Annotated in this window: 14 protein-coding genes; all 14 read right to left on the bottom strand. The window is 30.1% G+C overall.

Annotated elements, in window-relative coordinates; genetic code table 11:
* Nucleotides 1-16: 16 nt before the first annotated feature.
* Complete coding sequence (locus HALHA_RS05415) at nucleotides 17-703, bottom strand: OmpA family protein (RefSeq protein ID WP_015326781.1); 687 nt, start codon at nucleotides 701-703, stop codon at nucleotides 17-19.
* Complete coding sequence (gene zorA, locus HALHA_RS05410; RefSeq protein WP_015326780.1) at nucleotides 703-2661, bottom strand: anti-phage ZorAB system protein ZorA; 1959 nt, start codon at nucleotides 2659-2661, stop codon at nucleotides 703-705. Before zorA ends, HALHA_RS05415 begins: the two co-directional genes overlap by 1 nt.
* Nucleotides 2662-2791: 130 nt before the next feature.
* The gene (gene pglZ, locus HALHA_RS05405) at nucleotides 2792-5314 is read right to left on the bottom strand and encodes a BREX-1 system phosphatase PglZ type A (protein WP_015326779.1); all 2523 of its coding nucleotides are present in this window, start codon (nucleotides 5312-5314) and stop codon (nucleotides 2792-2794) included.
* Between the two features lie 24 nt (nucleotides 5315-5338).
* Nucleotides 5339-8806, bottom strand: coding sequence for a BREX-1 system adenine-specific DNA-methyltransferase PglX (gene pglX, locus HALHA_RS05400; RefSeq protein WP_015326778.1), 3468 nt, complete (start codon nucleotides 8804-8806; stop codon nucleotides 5339-5341).
* Nucleotides 8807-8831: 25 nt separating this feature from the next.
* The gene (gene brxC, locus HALHA_RS05395; RefSeq protein WP_015326777.1) at nucleotides 8832-12425 is read right to left on the bottom strand and encodes a BREX system P-loop protein BrxC; all 3594 of its coding nucleotides are present in this window, start codon (nucleotides 12423-12425) and stop codon (nucleotides 8832-8834) included.
* 19 nt (nucleotides 12426-12444) lie between these two features.
* Nucleotides 12445-13026 (bottom strand): DUF1788 domain-containing protein, encoded by a 582-nt coding sequence (locus HALHA_RS05390; protein ID WP_015326776.1) that lies wholly within the window; start codon nucleotides 13024-13026, stop codon nucleotides 12445-12447.
* Nucleotides 13027-13040: 14 nt separating this feature from the next.
* Entirely contained in the window at nucleotides 13041-13643 is a 603-nt protein-coding gene (locus tag HALHA_RS05385; protein WP_015326775.1) for a DUF1819 family protein, read from the bottom strand.
* 256 nt (nucleotides 13644-13899) lie between these two features.
* Nucleotides 13900-14115: a hypothetical protein gene (locus HALHA_RS05380; protein ID WP_015326774.1), complete on the bottom strand. Its 216-nt coding sequence runs from the start codon at nucleotides 14113-14115 to the stop codon at nucleotides 13900-13902.
* A 22-nt stretch (nucleotides 14116-14137) separates the two neighbouring features.
* Entirely contained in the window at nucleotides 14138-14401 is a 264-nt protein-coding gene (locus HALHA_RS05375; protein WP_156801217.1) for a hypothetical protein, read from the bottom strand.
* 61 nt (nucleotides 14402-14462) lie between these two features.
* Nucleotides 14463-16988, bottom strand: coding sequence for a dynamin family protein (locus tag HALHA_RS05370; protein WP_015326772.1), 2526 nt, complete (start codon nucleotides 16986-16988; stop codon nucleotides 14463-14465).
* Between the two features lie 3 nt (nucleotides 16989-16991).
* On the bottom strand, nucleotides 16992-19559 hold the full coding sequence (locus tag HALHA_RS05365) for a dynamin family protein (protein WP_015326771.1): 2568 nt from the start codon (nucleotides 19557-19559) through the stop codon (nucleotides 16992-16994).
* Between the two features lie 180 nt (nucleotides 19560-19739).
* A complete protein-coding gene (locus HALHA_RS12995; protein WP_015326770.1) occupies nucleotides 19740-20240 on the bottom strand; it encodes a hypothetical protein in 501 nt (166 codons plus the stop codon).
* Between the two features lie 131 nt (nucleotides 20241-20371).
* Nucleotides 20372-23455 carry a UvrD-helicase domain-containing protein gene (locus tag HALHA_RS05355; protein WP_015326769.1) on the bottom strand — a complete coding sequence of 1028 codons (3084 nt, stop codon included), beginning with the start codon at nucleotides 23453-23455 and terminating at the stop codon, nucleotides 20372-20374.
* The gene (locus HALHA_RS05350) at nucleotides 23452-26061 is read right to left on the bottom strand and encodes a PD-(D/E)XK nuclease family protein (RefSeq protein ID WP_015326768.1); all 2610 of its coding nucleotides are present in this window, start codon (nucleotides 26059-26061) and stop codon (nucleotides 23452-23454) included. The genes HALHA_RS05355 and HALHA_RS05350 overlap by 4 nt, the downstream gene beginning before the upstream one ends.
* Nucleotides 26062-26132: the final 71 nt, after the last annotated feature.

Raw genomic sequence — 26132 nt, 5'->3', positions numbered from 1 at the left:
TATAGTTACACCTCACTTATTTCTTAACTTCATGTAAAATTTCTTTAAGTATTTTTTCATTTTTTAATTCAAATTTAAATTCCACTCGACGACTTTTATCCTTAATAACATTGCCTGCTTTATCCTTTATTAAGTCCATTTCACTTCTACCAATTGCTGCTACAAAATCTTCTAAATCATCCTTATATTTACTCTGAACATTATCACTATAAATATACTTGACTACATTAAAGGCTCGAGCTTGACTTAACTCTAAATTATATAAATAACTACCTTGATTATCAGTATGACCTTCTATTACAATTCTAGATATATTCTTTTTGATTTGTTTATCTCCCAACAAAACTTTTAGATAACGTGGCACAAATTTTTGTAAAAACTCTTTTCCTTTAGGTTTTAAATTACTTTGGTCATAATCAAATAATATATTACTTTTTAATTTAATTACACCAGTTTTAGGATCAATTTGAATCTCATTACCAAACTCTTCAACCAGTTTAGTAATTACCATTTGTCGTAACTTAGTTAATTCTTTTATCTTATTTTCTTTCTTTTCTAGAGTTTGATTATAATCTAATATCTTATAAGTAAACAATAAAATAAATATAATTAAAATACTAGCCATTAAATCACTATATGATAGCCAATAATCAATTTCTTCATCTTTTGTTGTTTTCTTTTTTTTAATCGGCTTATTAAACATTATCTAGTTCGCTCCTTACTAACTTTCTCTAACTCATAAAGCATATCATTTAATTCTTCAAGGGTATCAGTAAATTGATTAATAGTAGCATTAAAGTTCTCTAAAACATTTTCAATATGGCTATCATAGTCTCCTAAAATGTTATTAACTCCACTTCGAACATTACTAGTATACTCTACAACCCCTTCTTCAAGTTCTTGATTTAAATTATCAAAGCTATCTTTATATGACTTCCATAAATCATGAGCTTGCTGTTGAGTAGAGGAGAAGTTCTTCAGTGATTCAATTAATTGATTGCTTTGCTGACCAAACTGATTTAATTGCTTTGAAATATGGTCATAGTTTTGATTGATATTATCTAAATAACCAAGTACATTATCTTCTAATTGTTCTACCGTACCATCTAAATCATCTATGGTACTAGCAACTGATGTATTAATATGTTGATAATGGTTTTCTAGATCTGAAATAGAATTTACTAAACGATTATTTATATTTTTAGATAGTTCATCAAACTCAGTCATATTATCTTCTAAACTATTTAAAATTGGATTTAAAGTCTTACTTACTACCTTTAGGTTACTAGTTGCTTGATTGAGATCTCTATTTAATTCTTTTTGTTGTTCAGCCATTTTATAATTATCTTCTAAAGTGGCTGCAATTAATTGATTAGATTTGCTTTGGTGTTCTATATAACCCTTAATATCAGTCATTATTTGCCCAAAACTCTCAATCGTTGATTCTTGAGTAGTAGAGAAATTATTCATTTTTTCTATTGATTTTTCTAATTCACCTACTATATGCATCACATTTTCATTGGTTTTCTTTACATTTGTTGCTGAATTATTAGTCTGTTCAATAACTTGTTGTTGATTATCTATCATCATTTCTACCTTAGAAATTGAGGCAGCAAAATTATTGAATAATGCTTCATTTTGGGCAGTAACATCGCTTAAAGAGTTAGTCAACTTACTTATTTCATCTTGCGTGGCATCACTAATTATTTCTCCAGTATTTTCTACTAATTTCTCAATAGCATTTTGATTAGTATTTTCAGATATATCTGCCAATCTTTCTGCCGACTCTCCCAGTTTTTCTAATGTTGGCCCTAAGTTTTCTTCCAAAGTAGCACTTATTTTTTGATCAACTACTTCTGCAAAATCTGTTGCCATACTTTCCATCGAAGCAGTCTGTTTTTCTAGTTCATTATATAGCTCTTTAACTCCATCCTCTTGAGTATTTTTAGGGAAAATTAAATCAAATTGACTAGCTAAAGAGTTTAATTCTGTAACAATATCACCAATAAATAATTTTTGAAAGAAAGTAACTAAAATAGAATAAGCAATTCCATATAAACTAGTCAAAAAAGATAGATTTACTCCACTAATCAAATTTTTAATACTATTCTGTGTTTGAGAAGCATTTCCTATTTTTAAGCCTTCTAATCCTTGTACTAACCCTAAGAATGTTCCAAAAATACCTAAAGCAATTAATAACTGTGGAATATAATTAAATAACTTGATATTAATTTTGTTAGTTATAAATGCCTCATCGAAAAAATAATCTGCTTCAATAGTAGCAAAATAATTGTTCTTCTGTTCTCCAATAGCATCGTCCTTAATTCTTCTGATAGTATCTTTATATTGTTCCCAAGTGTTCTTTAATTCTTCTTTATCTTGAAAATAATTATCAAGCTTTATAAAATCATTATGTGTAATTGAATTATTATCTTTATCAGCCTTAAATTCTTTTAAAAATTTAATTGCTTCTGTAATCTGTTTTTGTTTCTTATGTAAATTGAAATATAATCTTCCTCCTGTAATTAAAGTAACTCCTACAATCATAACAAACATACTTTGTACAATTATATCTGGTGGAAACTCAAGATATACCACAAAAAACCAAGTTGTTATAATAAATATAATACTAAAAAGTATTGTCCAGATTAATTTCTTCATTTCGTTCCCCTCCATAATTTAATAAACTTCTTTATTATTTATTTCAATTAATTCCTTAAAAATCCTGCAAAACTAATAGATATCTATAAGATAGCCCCTCCTATTATTAGAAGGGGCCAAACTCTAAAAACTATAATAAGTTAATAGAAAATTTAATCTCTTTATAGACTTGATTATTTTCTTGGTCAATCATCACTAGATAATAATCTTCTTCTCTACTATACTCTCGATTCTTAAGAGTAAATTTCTCTTTAAATGATCTTTGATTAGGTTCAGAAGAATTACTATCAGCTATAATAATATTTTCATTTGATATTTTTTCACCAGATTCATCAGTAAAATATAACTTCAAGCGCCTAGGAATTAATTTCTCTGCTACCTTTTCTGTCTGGAAAAAATCAAGGTAGGAAATATTATTAGTAAGTTCTCGTGTAATACTAGTTAATTTGACCTCAACTTTATTGACTTCATTATCACTTTCTTTACTTCTATCATTTCTAAATTGGACTACAGGAATAACTATCTCTTGAAGTGCAGCTCCACCATGGACATAATTTTGACCTGGCCCTTGTAGAGTAAATCTATTAACTCCTCGTGGTACAAGGGCCTGTAGATTACTATCCTCACCAAAGATATAATCTAAATTAACACTTAAAGTTCCATCAGGCTCTACCTGCTGGTCACTAATAATAAATCTTCTTTTGCGCTCAATTAAATCTGACTTTAACCGCTCAGTCTTATCACTAGACTCTAAAGCACGGCGACGATAAATAAAGCCATGATCAGCTGTAATATAGACATGAGTAGCACTTAAACTATGCTTCAAAATCCTTAAAATAGTATCTAACTGGGTAAAAGTATTCTCTACAGCAGAAAAGACTTCTTTTTCTGTAGTAGCATGGTCTCCTTTAGCATCTATCTCATTATGATAGATATAAACTACTTGAGTCCCTTTCATTCTTTCTCTTAGCTCACTCCGACTCAATTCGACTAACTCTTCGTAAGTTATAACAGTTGAATCAGGCTCTTTTTCTGCTAATATTTTTTCCCGATTCTTCAGTCCTTGTGAGCTGATTCCATCTACAGATATCTGCCCCTGCTGATTGATATTAAGCTCTTGATGAGGTAGTAGGCTGGCCATACCTAGCTTAGTATAGCTTGGTAAACTACCCTGCATAGCATATAGTTCAGTAGTTCCTTTTAAGCGATTATTAAGCTTTTGACTAAACTCTTGGGCAACTTCATATCGTAGAGCATCAGAGATAATTACAAAAGTACGTTCACTTTTATCAGCTATAAACTCTTGATAAAACTCCTGCTGTTGAGTAATCCCGCCTAATGGCCAAGACTCTTTTAGTTCTTGGTCAACACTATTAGACCAGTTGATAGATAATTCATGTAAGTAAGAGTTAGTATATAGATTTTCCACTTTATCTCTTAACTCTCGTAACAGACTCTTATTCTTGGCCTGATCATAAGTAGAATAGAATTTACGATAGGCCTGGTCAAATAAATAATATTTTTCAGTATACTTGTTAAAGAAATCTGTTGCTTTTATCTGCCTAATAGATTGTTCTTTAGCTTGTTTGAATAATTCTACTGCCCAATAGATTGCTTCATAGACTTCCTCAAATTCTGGATACCAGTGTTTAGTCCGCCGTAAAGAGATGATATCTTGATAACGCTTAAAGTCATCAATATCATTTAACAAGTTATCAACAATTCGATCAATAATAGCAGTATCAAAAGATTTAAAAGTATCACATTCTAAGAAGTCTTCTAGTTCCCAGTTAGTGATATACTCTTGCAAATTTAATTTAGTTTCAATTTCTGTACTTAAGTTATCATAAACTTCAGCCTGGCTACTGTGATTCATCCAGTGGTCAATAAATACAATACAATTATTATCTTTATAGGATAGATAATCTGACCACTCTTCTGGTAAAGTAACGTTTAAATCATGTTCTAGGTTGGTTACTGTTAATAAAGCCATTAAATCTGCTAAGTCTTTATCTTCTGCTAAATAACCATATTTATTTTCTATTAGCTCCCAGAATTTATCTTCATTAGCAAACTTCTTAATCTTTGTTAACCATTTATTCTGATCATTAGTTAGCGAATTCATTAATACTTTCTTGACTGCCTCTTCTAGGTCAGTTGCTTTCAACTTACAGACAGCAGAGATAATAGCAGTATCTAATTTTCGTTCTGTATAGTCTTCAATATCATAATCAAGTAGCCGATTATAACGTCGTTTATTATTGAAAAACTTCTTATACTTCTTAAATACTGGCCGCAAAGAAGGATCTTCAACTCCAAAGTCCTTCATAATGACTGTCACTTTATCAGCAGTAAAGTCATCTGCATAAGAGGAGATATCCAATAACCAGTCCTCTCGGTAATCAGGTTGGGGATAACTAGCATAGACTAAGTAATTAGACTCTTGATCTTTAACTTCTAGTTGATACTTAGTAGCAAATTTATTATCTCCAGTCAACTTCCAAATCTTAGCGTTAGCTACTTGTAGCCGATCTATATCTTCTTTAAAGTCACCTTCTGCATCATACCAGAAGATAATCTGACGATCCTTTTCTTCAGTTAATGGTTGATTAAATTTCTCAGTTAGTATCTTTTCTATCTGTTCTAACTCCAACTATCACACCTCCGTAACAAAGGGTTACATATTTGCTAGTATATCCGAAAACTTAGGATAATTCTCTTTGACACCATCATCTAAATCAATCTCTATCTGTTGATTGGCTATATGATTTAATTCCTTATCATACTCTGTTAACTCTTCTAAATCCTTCTCTAGTTTACTGATTCTTTTTTTAGCTTTTCCTTTTTCTCGGCTAGATACATCTGATTCTACTGTTCGCTCTAAACGAAGCTTTTCGGCCTCCATCTTCTTCTGTAATTCATGTAAGTAATCTACTCGAATCTTCGATACTGTTCCTTTATCATAACGGTGCATATACATTAAAGCATTAAAGGCTTTACCTCGACTATCAGACTGGAATAACCAATAGATTGGTCGTTTATTATACTTTCTGGTATGGTCTTTATAGAATCTAGACTTAGTAAGAAAGTACCTTCTGATTCTATCTCGTGGATTCTTTCTTCTCCCTGGTAGAGCATCAGCAATAAACTCTAGATTTTCTTCTAAGTGCTCTTCACCAAAAGTTACCTTCAAGAATTCGATAAAGCGAGTTACAATATCATCATCAAAGTATTCATCCTTGCAGATAGGGATAATACCTGCTTGATTAGGTTTGAAAGTTTGGTACTTACTCTCATCAAATTCTCCGCCGGCATAGGCTAGACCTTCTTCGTCTAAAGAATATCTACCTAGCATACAGCCAACTGCATAAGAAACAAAGGATTTAATATCTCGTTCTTTATCTGCCTTTCTGACTGTTATATCTTCTTCAGCTACTTCAGGATCTAGTTCATCTTCTAAACCGTAAATATCAATAAAGATTTCATTTAATTTCTCTTCGTTTTCTTTGAGTTGATAGAATCTATCTTCGGCTACTTCTTGCCAGTTATTGAAGGCTTCTTCAATTTTGGTTGTATCGTTTTTATGTTTTAGTAGTGGATGGCGTTTGAAGTCCCAAGAAGTTTCAAAAGAATCCCAGTCGGCTTTGGATATTTTGATGTTTTTCTCTACTAAATTATTTATATTTTTAAATTGACCTTGAGTATAATCTTTAATAACTGGTATTTTACCTATTACTCCAGAGCTAAAATTCAAAGTTGGATTCAATATATTCAATAAGTTATTAACTATATTTGTATTTAATAACCCTGCAAAAAATAGATACATACTTTCTTCACAAAAAAATGAATGCGATGAAACGTCAAAAAGCATTCCATCTTTAAAACATCTTACTCCAAAATTAGAAGTACTAATTAATGACCAAGTAATCCCCTTTTTAAAATACAAATCTTCACTTGGGCGTACATGACTTTTTAATTTCGACATTCGTGTTCTTGACTCTTCATCGAAGCAAATTGCCATTTCATTATTTCCATACCATTTTCTAAAGCTACCACCTTTATTATATGGTATCCATTTCACATTATTTTCTTTTATTGTCTCATAACTATTCTCCGAAAGAGAGAATTTGTTAATATCTATTTCACTCCAACACTTCACAAATTGTTTTGTATCACCAGTATGAATTCCTTCTCTTGGTTTTCCTAATTCAGACAAAGGAATTCCAGATTCAAATATTTCTATAATACAATTACTAATCCAATAAGCAATAGGGAAATCTGGTATCTTATCAAAGTCACTCATTTTGGATATATATTTATTACCTTTATTAAAATACTCTTGGTGCTTTTTGGAGGCAGTATTATACTTAATCAGCCTAATATATTTACCATTATACTTTCTTTTATTAATATTTCTAAATATAAAAGAAACTGTTTGAACAACTTCTCCTCCTATTTCTTCAAAAGCTTTTGGTCCTAAATGTACCATTGATTCAATTGTAATATTTTTTAATAACTTATTTCTTAAATTCCTAAAACTTTTTAAAAACATCCAAGAATGCATTGTTATCATAGCAGAAAACCCATTACTTTTTGTAAATGAAATACATTTTTCCATAAATACAGCAAATAAATCTTTTTTACTATTTTTAAAATGCTTTTTTAAGTACTTTTTTAATTTAGAATTAATATTCCTATTACCCATATATGGTGGATTAGTAACTACAACTTCATACTGTTGTCCCATTATCTGAGCCTGTTTAATCAAGCTCTGTAACTTATCCTTAATCTTGGTATATGACAACCCTAATTTATCTTTCAACATCTCAAGTTCTTCCTCAATAACCTGATCATCAATGAACTCAATATCTAAAATAGAACCATAATCCTTAGCATCTTCAAAAACATCTATCAAATAACTAATATTTTCTGCTCCACTCTGTTCAATCATCTTTCGTTCAGCCTTATCAATAGTATTACTTTCTTGAATAGCACAAATATTTAACTCTACTGGATCTCTGAATATTCTTCTATTCTTTTCTCTTGCTTTCATCATTACTGCAAAATAAGCTAGTTGAGCTGCTCGGTCATCTATATCTAACCCATACAAGTTATTCTCAAGAATCAGCTTTGGAATATCACTTCTCATATAACCAACTGACTGATAGATTTCATACAAGACATCAAAAGCATAAACTAGAATATGGCCACTACCACAAGCAGGATCTAATACTTTAATCTCTTCTGGTCTAACATCTCTATCTCTAATCTCTTCTAATTCTTCTTTAACCTCTGGCTCCTGCTCTGCCTCTTCTAAGTAGTATTCCCATTCTTCTTGTAGGTCTTCATTAGGATTAGATTCTAACCAATATCTCCCTAAAGAATTCTCTACCATATACTTAACTATCCATTTAGGAGTAAATAATTGAGTAGCAGCTGGTATCTCTTCCTTACTAATTTTGCTCTTACTAGCAAAGACTTCATCCTTCTTCTCTGAAATATAAAACTGATACAACCAGCCAATTATCTCTACTCCCTCTAACCAATCTTCTTCTTCTATCTCTGTTACTAGATCATCAATTACTGAACCTTCGGCCAGTAGATTATCTGGTAGTAACAGTTCTGTATAATCATTAATCTCTTCAAAAATAAAGGGCATAATCTGATGTAGTTCATTACACTGTTGGATTAATAAATACTTATATAACCCATCAGGATCATTATCATCCTGATACTGATAGACCTCTTCTCGATCAATATCTAAATCTACATTTAGAGCCTCTCGCATAATATCAGGGTCAGCCTTGGCCCCTTTAACTGACGATAAGACTCTAACTCCTGTCGGTAGATAATCGTTAACTTCCATATATCTAAGTGCTACAAAACGATTAAACCAAGTATACGCTACTTCCTCTATCACCTGCTGATAATCTTTTTCTTCTATCTCAGCAATTAACTCATTTCTCTGCTCAACTTCTTTCTGATTCAAGTGACGCTCACCAATAGTCAAAGCGTCACTACTACTTGCTGATGCTTCTTTGATTTCATTCTCGGTAATTCCAACTTGATAGGCCTTGTGAGCCACTTGTTCAATTAATTTATTTCTAGCCTGCACGGCAAAATTCTTAATTGCTGTCTTATCCAAAGCATATCCCTCCAGTTTTTAGATACTATCCTAGTCTAACTTGCTTATTATCCTTAATATGGCGCTTTAATTCATCTTTAATCTCAGCAACCACTTCTTCTACTTCTTCCTCTGACTTCACAAAAACTCTATCTTTTATAATATCACTTAATTTGACATCAACAGTCTCTTTATAAGTATCAGTTTCTTCAGCTATTTTTTTAGTCTGTCCAGTATCAGTAGTATCTTCTTCAGGACTATTATTTTCTTGCTCTTCTCGCTTTCTTCTTAGCTCTTCTACTTTACTATCTATTTGAGCAATAAACTTCTCTTCTAACTTCTTAGCCTTTGTTTCCATAGAAAAGATCTCTGTAAAGTCATTAGCATGATTTAATTCCTCTAATAAAGCAGCAAACTTTTCTTTTACTTCTGCTTCAAATTCATCTTGTAGATTATATCCTTCTAAGACCTTAATAACTCTATACTGACAGTTGTTTATGGTTTCAGCAATTGGAGTAGTCTCCTTTTCTAATAAAGCCGTTAATCCATCCTGAAACTCATTTCTTAAAATAGAAAGCTCATGGATTCTACTATATGGAGTCTCCATAGTTAAGATTTCTTGTAATTCTTCTACAATAGAGATAAGTTCCTTATCATTAACATAATTCTTATCTTGTTCATATATATCTAAAGCCTTTAAGGCTCTATCATAATACTTCTGCTGCTGACTATTGAAGAAATCTTTAATTTTGCTAACCTCTTCTTCATAATCTAATAATTGATCCTCTTTATCTGCTAAAGTATTGTAAAACTCAAAAGAATCATTTATCTCCATTAATTCTTCTAATAGACTATCTCCCTCTTCTAAAGTATCTTGGCCAGGATATGTTTCATATTCATTAGCTGGATTAGATTTATAATTATCTAATAGATCTCTAATAACATTTCGCTCATTATAAATTAATCTATCCTGTAGCTCTTCCTTCAAACCGTCTTCATCAGTTGGCAGACCTGACTCATAAAAGACTTCTCGACCTAACTTCTTGGCTTTATTGATTAATCGTTGTTCAACTTTTCTTCTCTTCCGCACAATTAATCTTTCTTTATGTCTAGATCTAGTTAAATATTTAATTAGCTTATTAGTTTGAGAATTTACATTTTGGCTACTATATAATAAATCAATCTCTTGAGCCTTTAATAAATCAATTACTAAAGCAGCAATATCAAATTCTTTCCAACCATAGGGCTTAGAACTGAATCTATCTACTAACTTCTTCATTGTTACCTTCAAGTTACGTTCATTCTGTCGCTCAATATAAGTTCTAACCTCTTCCAGAGCTATACTATTAGCTTGTTGACCACTAAAATTAATCTGTACTTCTTGACTATCTAATTTATCAAGTAAGCCTTGTTTACTTTTAACAAACTCTTCAATTAAATTAAGCTTATTATAGATAGTATCAATTAACCGTTCAAAACTCTGGTTAATATTTTCTACTGGGTCACTAGTCTGCAAATTCATCTTTTCACCTTTAACATAAAAATCAGCCTTCTTCAGATCAGACATAAGTAACTTCTTAATTCGCTTCTGTCTTTCTCTTAATTCTCTACTCTTAGCCGTTAAGATATCTTCCATACTTTCATTTTTAGCTGTTCCACTCTTCTTCTTCAAATAGGTACTTAGCTTTAAAGATTGTTCAATTTCAGACATTAAATTACTTTCACTAGGCAGTTTAATAATTACTTTATCATCTGCAGAAGTCTTAAGTTTTAATTCTTCTTCACTATTAAATTGAGAATAAGGAGTTAAAACCTGAACTCCAATTTCATTCTTTTGACGCCCCCGAGCCTGATCATCAACTAATTTATTAAAGCTAAAATTATACTCTGTAGAATAACTATATCTTTTATCTGGATAAATATCTTCAAATAATATTTCTCCTACTTTTTCTATTGTCTTTTTAACATCAATACTAGTACCTTTAATCTCTCTATTTACATCTTGTTCTTCATTAGTTAAGAACATATATTCTGGCCCATTTTTTTGAATTAAAGTCTCACTAACCAATCTATCTAATGACTCAGCTATTCTTTCTTGTAAAGCCAATTTATCTTCATCAATATTGCTAATCATTAAAGTAGCTATATTTTCAAGGTCTGAAGGAACTTCATCAATATAGCGAATCATAAATAATAACTTTAGTACTTCTACATCCTCTTCTGTTAAACGACTATTCTGTTTAGCTTTAGTAATTACTCGACTAATAGTTGAATCTAAAAAAGTTTCAATTGAATTATAAAAGGCTGAAAATGGAACTAATCTACCTAATTCATCTGTACCATACTTTTGAGCAGATTCCTGAAAAGCACTTAATAATGATCTCTCTCCCTCAGACAAATGCTTACCAGAAGCTCCATGTAATCGGACTTCCTCAAATACCTTCTGTAATAAATCAAATTGATACGGAATAAAAGGATATACTTGAGCAAAATCTTGAGCATTACTATAGTTTTTCATTTCAGCTGTATCACTAGAAAAAGTAATTAAGTTCTTTAAAATAGATTCATTCTCATTATATAGTAACTCCAAACTTTCTCTAGCACTGTCAGTCTTCCTTAAAATCCGTTTCTTAATTACTTCATCTACATTAGCACTAGATAGGCTTAATCTAGTATCAAATCGTCCTTGAATTTTAGAGAAATCACTACCTTTAACTTCAGTAATTGAATCCATATCCTGCTGTGAAGTAACTAATACCCAAGCTTTACCTCCACAATATGTACCCAAGTCTTCTACTACAGTCTGTAAGTTTAACATCAACCCTGTATCATCACCTATATACTGACCAATCTCATCTACTAAAAATACTACATGATGGTCACCAGCTTGCTCTTCAATATATTGATTTACATATTGAGCAAACTGCTCCACACTTAAACTATAATTATCTTCAGCATTATAATACCAGTTCTCTGCTGCCTTTTGACTCATATCAGTAGTGGCAACTAAAGCCTCAATAATTGCATCAGCTTCAAAGTAAGCATCTTGTCTTTTCTCTTCCCAACTAAAACCTACATTACTCTCAAATTCAGCTTTAAAATCTTCGTAAAAACCATTATCTACAAGTTTTCGTTCCATATCAGCTAACCAAGGAATACTACCACAAAAGCCCTGCATTTCATTAAATACCTTCATAAATACTTTAACTATTGCATCCTTATTAGCTTTGCTATCAGAAGAACTTTTAGAATCAATATTAAATAAGACTACATCAGTAGGAACTTGGCCTGCTTCCTTCATTTGAGCTAGTAGTTCTTGCTCAACATGTTTATCATTAAAAAATTCAACTGCAGGTTTGTTATCTACTTGTCTATTTTCTAACAAATAAGATAAAATTTTAATAAAATGAGATTTACCAGAGCCAAAGAATCCTGATACCCAAACACCCATTTTATCAGTTAAACTATTAATCCCCTGTTCATAATTATTATAAAACTCAGAAAAGTGATCTGCTAATTCATTAGTCACTACATATTCTTCTAACTCTTGTTTCATATTTTCTTCATCGGCTTGACCAACCTTAATAACACCTTTAATATCACGGTCAATATCCTTATAAAACATCTCTTTTAAATTCATCTAATCCCTCCTCTATCTTCTACTCAACCAATCTAAAAGCACGATAGTAATTATCATCTTTAATCTTTCCAAATAAAATTAATTCAGAACCACTATACTCACCAGGAAAGAACATAACTACTGGCACACTATCTAAGACTTGGTGTAAATTATTGAGTACAGTATGTGATCTAATTACGGGCCAAGCTTGGCCAACACCAGTTATAAATACAATTTGATCATCAGAAACCTTATCCGTAATATATTTCACCAAAGAATTACTACCACTACTGGTTAATCGCAAACTAGATTTAAGTCCATTTAGAGCTTTATCAGTTCCCCTACTCTCTTCCATCTTCATTATTTTTCTTAAATAACCTTTATCTTCTAATATATCTAACATTACATGATACAGATTAAATTCTATAATATCAGGATATATTTCTTTATTATTCATTTTCTCTTTAACAAATTGTACATGATCCCTAACTAATAATTCATCTTCTGGTTCATAGTCAAATACATAATATCCTACTTCATTACCTAATCCCTTTCCCTCCATAAAACTTTCTTCCTGAATCCGTGGCAATATCTCATCTAAACGATCATGAATCCGAGACATTCAACCCCTCCTTGTTATCTGATTTTAGCTAACATTACTTTTGCATATTCTTGATCTCCTAATTCATTTAAATGTTCAATCAGTTCTTGGTTCATAATTGGCTTAACTATTCTTCGTTCATCCTGATGATTAATAAATCCAGCTTCAAATAAAATTCTAACAATTGTCTGCTTTAATTTATAATATGTATAATCTTTCCACCCAGCTACTTTTTCACTTTGTTCACTTTTTTTATGAAAGAAGATATTAAAGTCTTTATCAGTTAGATATGGATCTTTAATTAAATACTTTTCTCTATATACCTCTCTCATAAATTCAAAAAATAATCGGTCATTTTTTAAAATGGTATATAATGTTATCTGCTTACTGGTATCAAGAACTCCATTTGCTAATTGCTCAAGCAAATATTCATCTACTACTTTAAGTCTTCTAATCATAGCTTTAGCAATAGTCTTTCTTCTATTTACGGTATCAACTTGAAATATATTATCTTCTACTGCTCTAGTCTTTATTTCTTTAGAAGTTAAATTTGGATTTTCTAACTTAAGTCTAGCAACCTTTTTGAACTCTATATACATAAAATCCGTAGATTTAATTCTAGTGCTATATTTCTTCATACACTATCACTTCCTTGTAACTTAATATTACTACATCTATTATTATAACCGAAATTAAGATTTTATTTAAAGACTAACACTACTATTCATACTTCAATACAAATAAGAATTTCCCTACCTAATATAATTAAAAACTATCATTATTCAACTGATATTATAAGATGAATTTAATATACTTTCTTCTTTTTTAAGCTAATACATAAGCATTAAAAAAAGGCCAACTCTTTAAAAATTGGCCTCAGATTAGAAAATACTATTACTTTATTTTATCTTTAATCTTTTTAACCTGTTCTAAAATTTCAATTATATCTTTTAATTCTTTTTTAGAATAATTTTTTTTTGCTGTTCCTCCTGAATGGATCCCCCTATTAGCCTTTTTTTCAACTTTTCTATTCTTTCCCAAAAAGACATATAATGCAACTCCTCCTATTCCCAACAAAAAAACTAATAATAAAACTTCTCTATTAATCATTATTATTTACCCACTCCTAATATTAATCTTCTGCTTTTCTTAGTATTTCCTCTTTATTCTCCACAATTTCATCTATTGCTTCACCTAATGTAAAACTTCTATTTTCTCTAATATCTCCTAAGATATTATGTAATGCCATAATGATATTCTCATTACCTAAACGTTCCTTCACTTTTTTTTCTATTTTTACAGATAACTCTTCTAAATAATCATCATCCTTAAGATCTAGTTTCTCATTTAATAAATCAAGTTGGTTCAATAAACCTTTTAAATCTTCTTTACACAATTTTATAGCACGTCTTAATTCCATATGATAAAATATGATTTTTATCCCTCCCTATACTAACTTATTTTTGAATTCGAATATCATTCCATAATATTTCAAATTCACTTATTTTCTCTTCAACTTCTTGTAAAAATTCAACTTTTTCATCTATCTCTTTTTTTGATAACCTTAAATCATGTTTTATATTTTCAAATATCTGCTTATACTCTTCTACTATTTCATTGGTCTGTTTATTTAAATCTTCTTTTAAATTCTCTAAAGATATAGTTACGTTATTTTTTAATTTAGCAGTTTTTTCTTCCGTATATGCATCTGCTTTTCCTCCATAGTAACCTAGTAACTCATTCTTTTTATCTCGTAATTTATCTTGGTTTACTTCCCATTTTTCACCTCTAAAGATTCTCTTTATAAATTCAAAGAAACCATCTTTCTTTTCTATAGCTTCTCTTAAATTCTGATTTAATTTATTTGAGTCAAAAGGTATTTTATCTTGAAATACATCTGGACGTGAAAAAGAAGCATCTAGCTTTGGTAAAACTATATCAAATTCTTCTAAATTATATTCTTTCTTCAATTCTTGATTAAATTCTTTTATTTTATTCTGTATTTCAATATCGATTTCTTGTAGTTCTTTCTCTTTTTTATCTAATTCACTATTTAAATCTTTTTCAAATTCACCTAAAACATTATTGAATCTATTCTCTATAATCTTCATATCAAAAGGAATAATATCTGCTTTATTATAACCTTTCTTCCTTTGTTGCAACTTATCTGAGTTTTCTTTTTTTATCTTCTTGATTTCTTCTTCAACTATAAATTCTACTCCATCCTTTAATTCTTCAGCAACGAAATTTTTAGTTCGTTCTATATCACCTTCAATTTCAGACTTAATTTCCTGAAAACTAACTTTTTCTTGAATAGCTTTTTTTCTATCCTCAAAAAATTCAATTAATTTATCTATCTTCTCTTCTAATTCTTCTTTCTTATCTTCTAATTTCTGTAATTGAGAGATTAATAATTTATTCTTTAATTCAGAAAATTTTTCATCTATTTTACGCATTAAAGCCTTATATGACTCGGTATTAGCTTTTTCTGTTGCAATATAGTTAGTAAACTCTTTTAACCTAATCATTCCACTCTCTTTTTTTAATGTTTCTAATGTAGCATCTCTAATACCATGAAATCTTTTCAGTTTTCTAAGTTGTCCCTCTATAAAATCTAACAATGTCATTTCTTTTTGACCAATATAATCAGCTATTGCCATATCTAAATTATCCATTAATTCCCTATTATCATCAGTATCTAATCCCTCACACCCCTTAAGTTGAGGAGCTTTCAATGCATAAAAATACTGTAATGCTGATGTGCCTAAAATTCTTATCCCTTCATATCCTAAATCCTTCAATCTAGACCTTAAATAATCTAAAAATCTAATAGCTGATTTGCTTTCTTCACTAGTATACATTTGATCTAACTTATTAACTACAATTATCATTGAATGGAACTTATCATATCTTTCAAAGGTTTTTTTAATGTCCTTTAAGAATTCTTCTTCATTATCTGTTAAATGTTTAGTATAATCTACAACAAATAATACTACATCAGAATTTTTAATCCATTTATACGCAATATCTTTATGTTCTGTTCCTGCTAAATCTGGGCCAGGAGTATCAATAATAGTATAATTAGAAAAAACATTCTCTTTATCTTTATTCTCATATTCAATTTCCATATCATCTAAAGCATATCCATTTTCTTGATCATTCTGTGCTTCCTTAAACTTCTTATGAATAAACTTTTTTATCTTTTTAGGAGTATTAAACTTTTTTTCCTTTTCATTATACCTTAAAGTAATTTCATTTTCTTTCCCTTGCTTATAAATACATGTATTAGGAGTAGGTAATTCCAAACTAGTTGGAGCATATTCCTCTCCTAAAAATGAATTAACAACCATACTTTTACCAGCTTTTTTAGTTGCCATTACAGATATACGTAGATCTCTATTTACCACTTCATCTAGATTTGTTTCAATACTTGCTAAGATATTAATAATATTTTCTTTTTCTTGTTCTATACTTTCAACTTCTATTTCTTCAATTTCAGATCTAGAGTTCTTAACAGCCTTCTCTAGTTCGTTAAATTCTCTTTTAAAATATTCAATCAGTTTTCTTTCTCTTTCCTCTTCCTTTAATAAAACATCAATATCACAGTCTAAGTAAATTAACTGCTGAATAACATCACTAACTACATCTTTATCTTCAGTATATAAAACTAACTTATACTGCTCCAAATTATCTTCATCTACCTCTTCTATAACTTCACTTAATGTCTCAACATCTTCTTTTAATACTTGCTCTTCATCTGTCTTCAATGAAACCTTAAAATCAAATTCAATTTCTTTAGCAACTTTTAGAATATACATATAGTATCCAGAAAGATCTAGTTGTTCTATAAATTCAAAGATTGGCATATCATCTTGTAAGATAAATACATACTCTTCTTTACTCCTGCGTTTCTTATCTAGAGTATCCTTTATAATAGAAGAATCTTCAATATATTCTTTTCCTTTTATTCTTTCTACCTTCATTTCCTATACCTCCAGTTTTCTAGTAGCCTCTTTTATTTTTTTAATTATTTTCTTCCTATTTTTATAAATAGCTTCTTTTCTTTCATTCTCAGAAAACTCATCATATAGAATTTTATTAGTATATTTAGAATAAAAATCACTAAATTCTTCTCCATCACTTTTATCTATTAACCTATATATCTTTTTAGTAACTGTAGAAACAAAAGGCTTTTCTAAAGAAATAGCATTAATAACTGCTTCTTTTAGCAATTCTTTTAGATGACTTATATCTGTATTAATTTCTTGTAAAACTTCATCCTTAGTCTGAGCAGGAGTTAATTGTTTAGTTATCTCTTTTAAATAAGTACCTTCACTAATAAAGTTTTCTTCATTTAAATAGTTATTTAACTTTCTTTTTATAATAGTTTTAGCTATTTCTTTCCTATGATCAGAAAATTCATCCTGGTTAATTTCATCTAAATCTTCTCTTATATCTTTCAGAATAATATCTAAATCCATTCCTGCATCTTCTAATTCATTAGCTACATTATTTATAAATCGTTCATCTGTTTTATCTGAAAACAATCCAGAAGTTGCAGAAACTTGATCCAACGCATCAAATAATCTCTTTTCTATTTTATTTAAAGTAGTACCAGACTTTTTATGAGCTAATATAGTATTAACTAATGGTTGCATATAATAAGGCTTATTTGAATTTTTATCGCTATGATACATAGCTAAACTATAAAAGTCTTCTTTAGCCTCTTTAAATTTATTAAACCTATCTACTGTACCAAAGGGATATTTAATTAAAATATCAAATAAATCTCCAGAGAATCTCTCTATTAATTGAATAAAACTTCTTTTATCATAAGAAACATCAAAGGTTAATTTTTGAATCAAATTTTCTACTTCTTCTTTAACTTCTTCATAATATATATGTTCCTGAGACATATCAAAAATATCCTGCATAAATAACTCTACAATTTCATCATTAATTTCTTCAGCTTTTTCATCTGCTAAATCTACTATTATTGTAGTAAATTTCTCCATAAAATCTTTATATAATTCTTTTCTAACTGAAGAATTTACAGCAGTCGCAGGAAATTCTTCCGTTGAAGTATCACTTTCCTTTTTTCTAACTTCTTCTATTTGATCCTCAGTTATCTGGACAAAAGATTTATCAATCAAATCTTGTAATTTTTCAGAAAAATATCTTTCACTTAAAATATCTGATCTTAATCTATCTCTTAAATCAGACAATAAATCTTTAATCTTTTTCTCAGACTCTGTTATAAAATTTAATAATAATTTTCGATTTAAATAATTTATATTTTCAATATCAAAGTTTTTCTTATTATTTTTTATTACTATATTAAAAATCTGTTTAATCTCTTCTATATTTCTATTAACTCTCTTCTTTAAGATTTCGAATCTCTCTGTTCGATAATAATCTTCTAATGATTCTTTTAATTTTTCTATATTATCACTTAAACCTAATCTTACTAAATCTTTTTCAGCGCCAATTGAAGATAAAATACCTTGTTTTTCTAAATAAGCATAAGCAGATCCAACAAAGAATCTATCTTCTTTTAATATTTTATGTTTATCAACTGCATCAGACCTTAAAGCTGCTATGTTCTCTTTTGCTTCCTTTTCATCATTAACGTTATCTATCTTATTTCCGAATATAAATAACTTCTCATTTAATTTAATTCCATCGTAATCACTTTCTCTATTTAATAAGTTAAGTTGAGTTCCCCTTAAATTAGGAGTACCACCAACATCTGTAATTAAAATAATCCCGTCAGCATTTTTTAATTTTTCTAATGTCTGTTCTTCATGTACTTGAGTAGGTGAATCAAATCCCGGAACATCATAAATAATTATATTCTTCATACTATTTAATTTAGAAGATTTTATTTTTACTTTCTTTACAGCTCGGGACTTTGTCTTATCAGTTATAAAACCTCTTAATTCTTCTGAATTAAGCTCTTTATTTTTAAAAGTACGTGGTCTCTTATCTAAATATCTTGCTATTTGATCTTTACCTTTAATAATTTCTTTAATATCCTCTTCAGTTTTACTTGCAACAGCTTTATATAGATTTGGATCTGTTTCACGTAAGTTATCAAAATATAATTCTACTTCTTTTAATTCTAAAGTATCAAAATTAATCTGATCAGCATTTTCATACTTAATATTATGTAACATTTCTCTAAAAAGCTGATTAAATTCTTCTCTATCATAAAATTCAACTATTGCTTCATCATCACCATACTCTAATTGAGTAGAAGTAAAAGTACATCTAGTAGATTTAGATGGTAATACATCATTGGATATCAACGCATTAGAAAAAGTACTTTTTCCTGCTTTTTCAAGCCCTACAATTGCCAATTCAAATATATCTTTCTCTAATTTCTCTAAATAAAATTTATTTTTTTCATAATACCCTCTTATTTCATCTAAAGTTTCTTGATTAATAATTGCTTCTTTATTACTTATTTTTAATACATATTCTATAACTTCATTACTATTCTCTAGTATAGAAATATATTTTTTCTTTTCTTCTTCCCATTTCTGTTTGTTCATTCCTTTACCTCCCATTCTCTATCATATAATTATTCTATTTACTATATTTATATATATTATATAATATTACCTTTCTAAATTTTAAAATATTTCAAGTTAACATAAATATAGACCAATCCTTAAAAGAATTGGACTCTTTTAATCAATATATTTTTCACCTCTAATCTTGTAAGGATTCTATTACAAAGTTCCTTCAGTTCTAACCTCATCTTGCCACCTAGAATACCAACGCTTATAATCTGGAGTACAGAGATTAACATCCATTGAATACTCTTCTAATACTTTATGATGTAATCTACCATCATCAAAGTCATTAATTACAATTTTGTATTGATAATCTAACTTACGACACTCCTGATATAATTCTTCAAGCTTATCTTCATCAATATCATTATGTAATTCTATCCTATCAGCTGAAAAGTCAGTAAAATACTCATGAGCCAGTTCAAGTAATCTTTCATCTTCTAAGACATAAAGGCCAATCATTAATAAAGCATCCTCTAATATATTTTCCCTAGTAGGAATCCAAGTTATCCTTCTCTGATCTTCTACTTCCTCAGGAAAGATATTTTGAGGAACTAAGGTCAAAGCCTCTGATAAAAATAGATAATGGCTCGGATTAATCCCACCATGATTTGGATGAGCTCTACCTACTAAAATTTGTGCTGTCATTGTACCCACTATAAATCAACTCCCTATTTATACAATCCAATTTTATTAATCCTATCTTATCCTTTCTAGACTTGTATTTAATTACCTGCTAAAAGAATAACAATGCCCTAACTATAAAATAGATTAACTTTAATCTTCACCTATACTTCTAAAAACTCAGCACTAACTTCATAATCAGCAGTCAACTTAGACTCAACTATAGCTGCATAGTTATCTAATTGCTCTTGCTCTTGTGTACTTCCTGTCTTATAATCAACTATCATAACTTCCTGCTTCTGCTGATCTACTAGTAACCTATCAATTCTATAACTTTCATCTCCAGCCATTAACTGATATTCAGTATAGACATCCCATCTCTGGCTAAAGTAATCTTGGTGGCTACTAATCAATCTTTCTACTCTAGTAATGACTTCTTTTATTCTCTCCGGGCCAAGTATATTGCCATACTTGGCTAAGACCATACTTTGGGCATACTCTCTCTCCTCTACTGTAGCATACTTAATATACTCTAAATAATAATGAACAGCTAATCCTTTAATCCTCTTAACCTCTTTATCTATATTCAACTGTAAGTCTTGTGAATTATCTAGCTCCTTAACCTCTTCTACTTGAAAATACTCCTGCAGATTAGGCAATTCAATATGTCGTTGATCCTGCCCCTGATCATTAACTATTAACTCACCAAAAGTCTTTTTCTGGGCCAAATCCTTCAGTAACTCTTGGCCAGTTCCTCTTAAGATTGCATCTTCATAGATTTCATAATCCTTCCCTTGCCATTCCTTAGTAGCCCAGGTACGTTGATAACGACAGGGAGCCTTAATATAAAGAAATAAATTTCTCACTGGTCGGGTCAGTGCTACATAAACGTTATTAATCTCTTCGACAAAGGCCTTCTCCTCTTCTTGCTCTTGAAAATCTAAATCAAGATACTCAAAGAGATGACTATATCTCGAATTAGTCAGGAGATAATCTTCAACCTGCTCAAATTGCTCATCAAAGTCTAGATAAATTTTTAAGTTATCTCCTCTACTGCTATAAGACTTAGGATTCCAGTAGAAGAATTCTGTCTCAAAAGAAAGTCCCTTAGCTTTATGAATCGTCATCAGCTGCACTGCATTAGCATTCTGCACTCCCACCTGTTTTAGTTCTGTGCTGTCTTTATTCTCTTCTATATAAGCCATAAACTTAGCTAGAGATTCAAATTTCTTTAACTCTGCAAAGAAATAATAAATATTCTTAAGTGCACTAGCATTATCTTGATATAACTGTAGCAAACCTAAATCTTCTACTAGATAGTTAGTTAATGAATTAAAATCTAACTCTTTTAAATCTCTAATAGTAGCTAACACTTCAGTTAAAACAGTATCTCTTAATTCTACATCTCTACCAGCCAGATACTCTATAACCTTACTTTTATTTTGAAGCAAATACTTTAATAAGCCATTATTGACACCTACTAACTCACTACGTAAAAACTTAATAAGGGCCAAGTAATCATTATAAGTTAGATAAGTCAATAAAAAATAAAGTGGCTTTACTGCTTGATGTTCGATTAAACTATCTTTACTTTCTAAGATATAAGGAATCCCTTCCTTATCTAACTGATCAGCAATCTCTGCTAGTTCATTATTAGACCGGGCCAAAATCCCTAGCTCATTATAATTATTGAAGTTCTCTTTGATAGTCTCAGCTATTTCAGCCTTTAAATCAGCAGTTATTGTCTGATTAAGTTGATGCAGTTGTTCTTGCTCTTCCTCACTGAGCTTGCTAAAGGCTTTAGTATCAGTATTAATCTTGGCCTCTTGATTACCATATAAAACCTCAACATATCCTCCATCTTTGTTAGATAGATGATTTACCCCCTGATAATCCCAGTTACCATAAATCCCCTCAAAAAAGCGATTTACAAAGTCAATAATCTCTTTGTGGCTCCGATATGAAGTCTGCAGTGATTCACTATCTCCATTTAGTATCTCTTCTAAATTAGCAAATAACTCTTTCTCTCCTCCTCGCCAACCATAGATAGACTGTTTTTCATCACCAACAGCTATTACATTCTCACATTCAGCTACTAAAGGTTGTAGTATTCTCCACTGTAAGATACTGGTATCCTGAAATTCATCAATTAAGAGGTTATTTACCTCACTACCTAACAGCTCAAAAAAATAATCACTAACACTTTCTCCTTCCAATAAATTTAATTCTTCAGAATAGAGGTACTGATATGTATAGTTGCTAATATCAGCATGCGTAAATAGCTTCTCTTTAAATTTAACTCTATCATAGATCTTAAATACTCGCTGAGATAATTTAAATAATTCTCTTTCATAGGGGATCAGCTCTTGATTATAAAAGTAATTAGCTAACTGTTGTCTAAAGTTATCATACCTAACCTCTAAATCCTGTCGTAAACTAGCTACTTTCTTGCCTCGTGTCTTATTACCATTCCAAAACTTATCTTTAAAAAACTGCTTATAATTCTTAATAATATAATCCTTTTTACTAGTCAAACCCTCCTGGTCAAGATACTGCCGAAAATCTTTTTTAAAGTATTTTTCAGAAAAATCATTCCCTTTCTCTACAGCAATAGCCTTTAAAGTATCTACAGCAGATTCAAATTCTGCTACCAAATTACCTATCTTCCGCTGAGATCGCTCCTCTTCCTCAAGCAATAATAACTTCCACCTATTCTTTAGCAATCGCTGTATTAAGGTAAGGTAATTATCTATATCTCGCTCTACATTATCAAGTAGAAACTGCTCCATTAGTCTAAAATCTGATGGATTATCAAGTAAACCTTTAAATACTCGCTCTATTACTTCCTTGTTTTGTTCACCATCCACTATCTGATAGGAATAAATATCAAGATAGGGGGCTATAGCCTGTTTAAAGATACTATTAATAAAACTATCTATAGTATAAATTTTAATTTCATCCTTATTATGTAGCATTTTTCTATAGACTGTCTCTAACTGATTTAAGTCTAATTCAATACTATCATATACTTCCTGTAAATTTTGAAAAACTTGACTTGCACTACCTTGATCTAAGATATCAGCTAAATGCTCAAATATTCGCTCTCGTATCTCAGCTGTAGCCTTACGAGTAAAGGTCATCACTACTATTTCTTCAAAATCTTCTCCATTTAATAAAGCTGCTACATACTCTAAAGATAATCGATATGTCTTTCCTGTTCCAGCACTGGCTTTTAAAATATTAATCACTTTAATCCCTCCTGACAGACATCAAGATAGTTACATCTCTTACACCGTGACTTAAAGTCAGTCTGATACTCTAGACTATTAACAATCTGCTCTTCTAATACTTCCTTTAATGTTTCTGCAAACTTCTCTTCAGAGCCAGGATAAGTTCTTTCAAATTTTCTCTCCATTACATTATACATACTCTTATTAATTATCTCTCCTACTTCAAAATCCGATTCATAAAGTAAGTGATAAAAATCTAACTGGTCTGTATTTCCACTACCAGTCTTATAATCTATAATCTGCTTACTTTTATCTGTTTCAATAATTAAATCAACTCTACCATTTAAGCAAATATCAAATGCTTCATTTTCAATAAAACTTCGCTTATCATTCTGAGAGGGTTGCCATTCTGTAGTAATATCTGTGATAGTTCCTTCAACTCTATTAGATAGCATCTTAAAGAAGTACTCAATAGATTCCTCAATCGACTTAAACATTACTTCTAAATAGTATTGTTCATAATAATCAGGAATTTTCAGATCAAATAATTCTATTTTATTAGTTAATATCTCTTTAACTACTGCTCTATCAAATCGAAGATCATTAGCCTTAATCTTACCTTCTAGCTTATCAATTAGTTCTGCAAAAGTTTGATGAACAAGTATCCCTATGATCTTCGGACTCATCTGTTTACTAAATTCTACCTGTTCTTCTAATCCAACAATATGATCTAAATAAAATCTATAACTACAGTAGCGCTTTAGAGTAGAATACTTATAGTAAGTCATTGATAGTTCTTGATTGGAGAAATCATCGGCTATTATCTTTAATTTATCTCCATCCTCAGTAGTTAAATTGAAATTACTAGCCAGTAAGTCAGAATTAGAATTAAAGATATTCTTCATAATTTCTGGATAATCTTGACTAGTAACCTCTAGCTCTTTACTAGTTAGATTATACTTTAGTTTCAACTCTTCGACAAAAGAACTAGTAGCTATATTGTTAGCTTGATCTTTAATGGCAAAGATTACCACTTGCTTAGAGCTTAATAGATGGCGAAAGAATTTATACTTCATCTCCAAGCGCTGCTGCTGATAGCTTTTTAAACCTAATTGAGTCCTTTGGCTGTCAGTTAATAAAAAATTAGCTTCCTGGGCCAAGGGAACTCTACCTTCAGCTAGATTTAACAGCATAATTTGATCCCGCTGAGCAAAACTGCTAGTCAATAAATCTCTAACTTCAATATCAGCTTCATTACCAGTACCTACCTTTTTAACCTGCTTAAACTTTAAATAATTGAGTATTAATAAGAATAAGCCTTGAGGACTATTAGTAAAATATTGATCCCAGGAGCTGACAACCTCCAACTCTTCAATTGACTGTAACTCTGCTAGTGAACTAAAAAAGGTAGAGAGATCATCTCTATACTGACTATCATTCAACTTTTCTATCTCGATATCTTCTAAATAACTACAAAACTGATTTAAAGTTCTTAATTGACTTAACTCTTCTATCTCCTTTAATATAGCTCTAAAGGAAGTTAATTGGTCAGTAATTAATTCTTCACAGAAATAGACATAATCATCTTGGGCCAACTGCTGAAGACCATCCAACTCACTCCAACCTAAATTATAGTAATCTCTAAAGCTATTTAAATAACTGGCCTCCACTAGATCTTCTAACTTCAATCTAACCTCACCATTACTTAGACTAGCATTCTGTAATAGATTATAAAGAGTTTCTAGAAACCGATACAGCCTAGTCTTAGTAAAACTGATATCTTGATCTATGTTAACCTTAGCACTAGATAATAAGTTATGATAATTACTATTCTGCAGATCAGCATCCAAGATAGTATAACCATCTTCAGCTCTATCTACTTTAGTAAGAGCAGTTACCAATTGCAATAAATCTTCATTAGTCTGATAGATTTCTATCTCCTGTTCTAACTTGTCAGGTAGAGTAACTGACTTTAACTGCAAAGTCTCTTCATCATAGTCTTCTGGTTTGATCTGATTATAAAGCTGCACTCTATGACCTGCTGTTTGTAACTTAGCTATTATCTCTTTCTCTAATGGCGTAAAACTAAGAATACTGACAAAGACTACTTCGGTAAATTTCTGAAGAAATTTTAAATTAAAATTAGCCTCATTATAAGTTAATATTTTGTCTGTATAATCTAACTGCTCCATCTTAGCTATATACCTCTGGCGTAGCCTCTCAAAAATCTGATACTTCTCTTGCTGCCAGCCCTTCAGTCCCTTAATCTCATCAACCTTATATTCAGCTAACTCTCTATAGAAATTAAAAAAGTCATGGGCCAAATTAATTACATCATTATAACCACTGATCTTTAACTGCTTCTTATCTTCCTCAGTTAAAAGTTCATAAAAAATGATAACTAACTTTTCTTCTTTTAAAAGTAGTTTATCGCTAGGAAATAATCTTTCTTTAAATTCAGACATCAATAAAAATGAACTCTCTTCTGCTAAAAAAGGCCTGGTATAATAATTCTCTGCTTCTAATTTACTATCATAATTATTAAAGACATAGACCCTAGACTTACTGCTATCTACTACAGTTTCAAATAGATTATCAGAATAATCTATATAATTCATCTCCATCCTTAACACACTCCTTTATGGAAATCAATCTAATCTGCTACTCATAAAACTGGTTAAACTCTCCTAACCAC

Origin of the sequence: Halobacteroides halobius DSM 5150, assembly GCF_000328625.1 — a bacterium.
Lineage (GTDB): Bacteria > Bacillota > Halanaerobiia > Halobacteroidales > Halobacteroidaceae > Halobacteroides > Halobacteroides halobius.
This window is presented reverse-complemented; position numbering and strand designations above follow the sequence as displayed.

Bases quoted from the DNA above. Each gene is read 5' to 3' on its own strand.
- brxC (WP_015326777.1), bottom strand. From the start codon at position 12,425: ATGAATTTAAAAGAGATGTTTTATAAGGATATTGACCGTGATATTAAA.
- HALHA_RS05370 (WP_015326772.1), bottom strand. From the start codon at position 16,988: ATGAAGGTAGAAAGAATAAAAGGAAAAGAATATATTGAAGATTCTTCT.
- zorA (WP_015326780.1), bottom strand. From the start codon at position 2,661: ATGAAGAAATTAATCTGGACAATACTTTTTAGTATTATATTTATTATA.
- HALHA_RS05390 (WP_015326776.1), bottom strand. From the start codon at position 13,026: ATGTCTCGGATTCATGATCGTTTAGATGAGATATTGCCACGGATTCAG.
- HALHA_RS05415 (WP_015326781.1), bottom strand. From the start codon at position 703: ATGTTTAATAAGCCGATTAAAAAAAAGAAAACAACAAAAGATGAAGAA.
- HALHA_RS05385 (WP_015326775.1), bottom strand. From the start codon at position 13,643: ATGAAGAAATATAGCACTAGAATTAAATCTACGGATTTTATGTATATA.
- HALHA_RS05350 (WP_015326768.1), bottom strand. From the start codon at position 26,061: ATGGAGATGAATTATATAGATTATTCTGATAATCTATTTGAAACTGTA.
- HALHA_RS05380 (WP_015326774.1), bottom strand. From the start codon at position 14,115: ATGATTAATAGAGAAGTTTTATTATTAGTTTTTTTGTTGGGAATAGGA.
- HALHA_RS05365 (WP_015326771.1), bottom strand. From the start codon at position 19,559: ATGAACAAACAGAAATGGGAAGAAGAAAAGAAAAAATATATTTCTATA.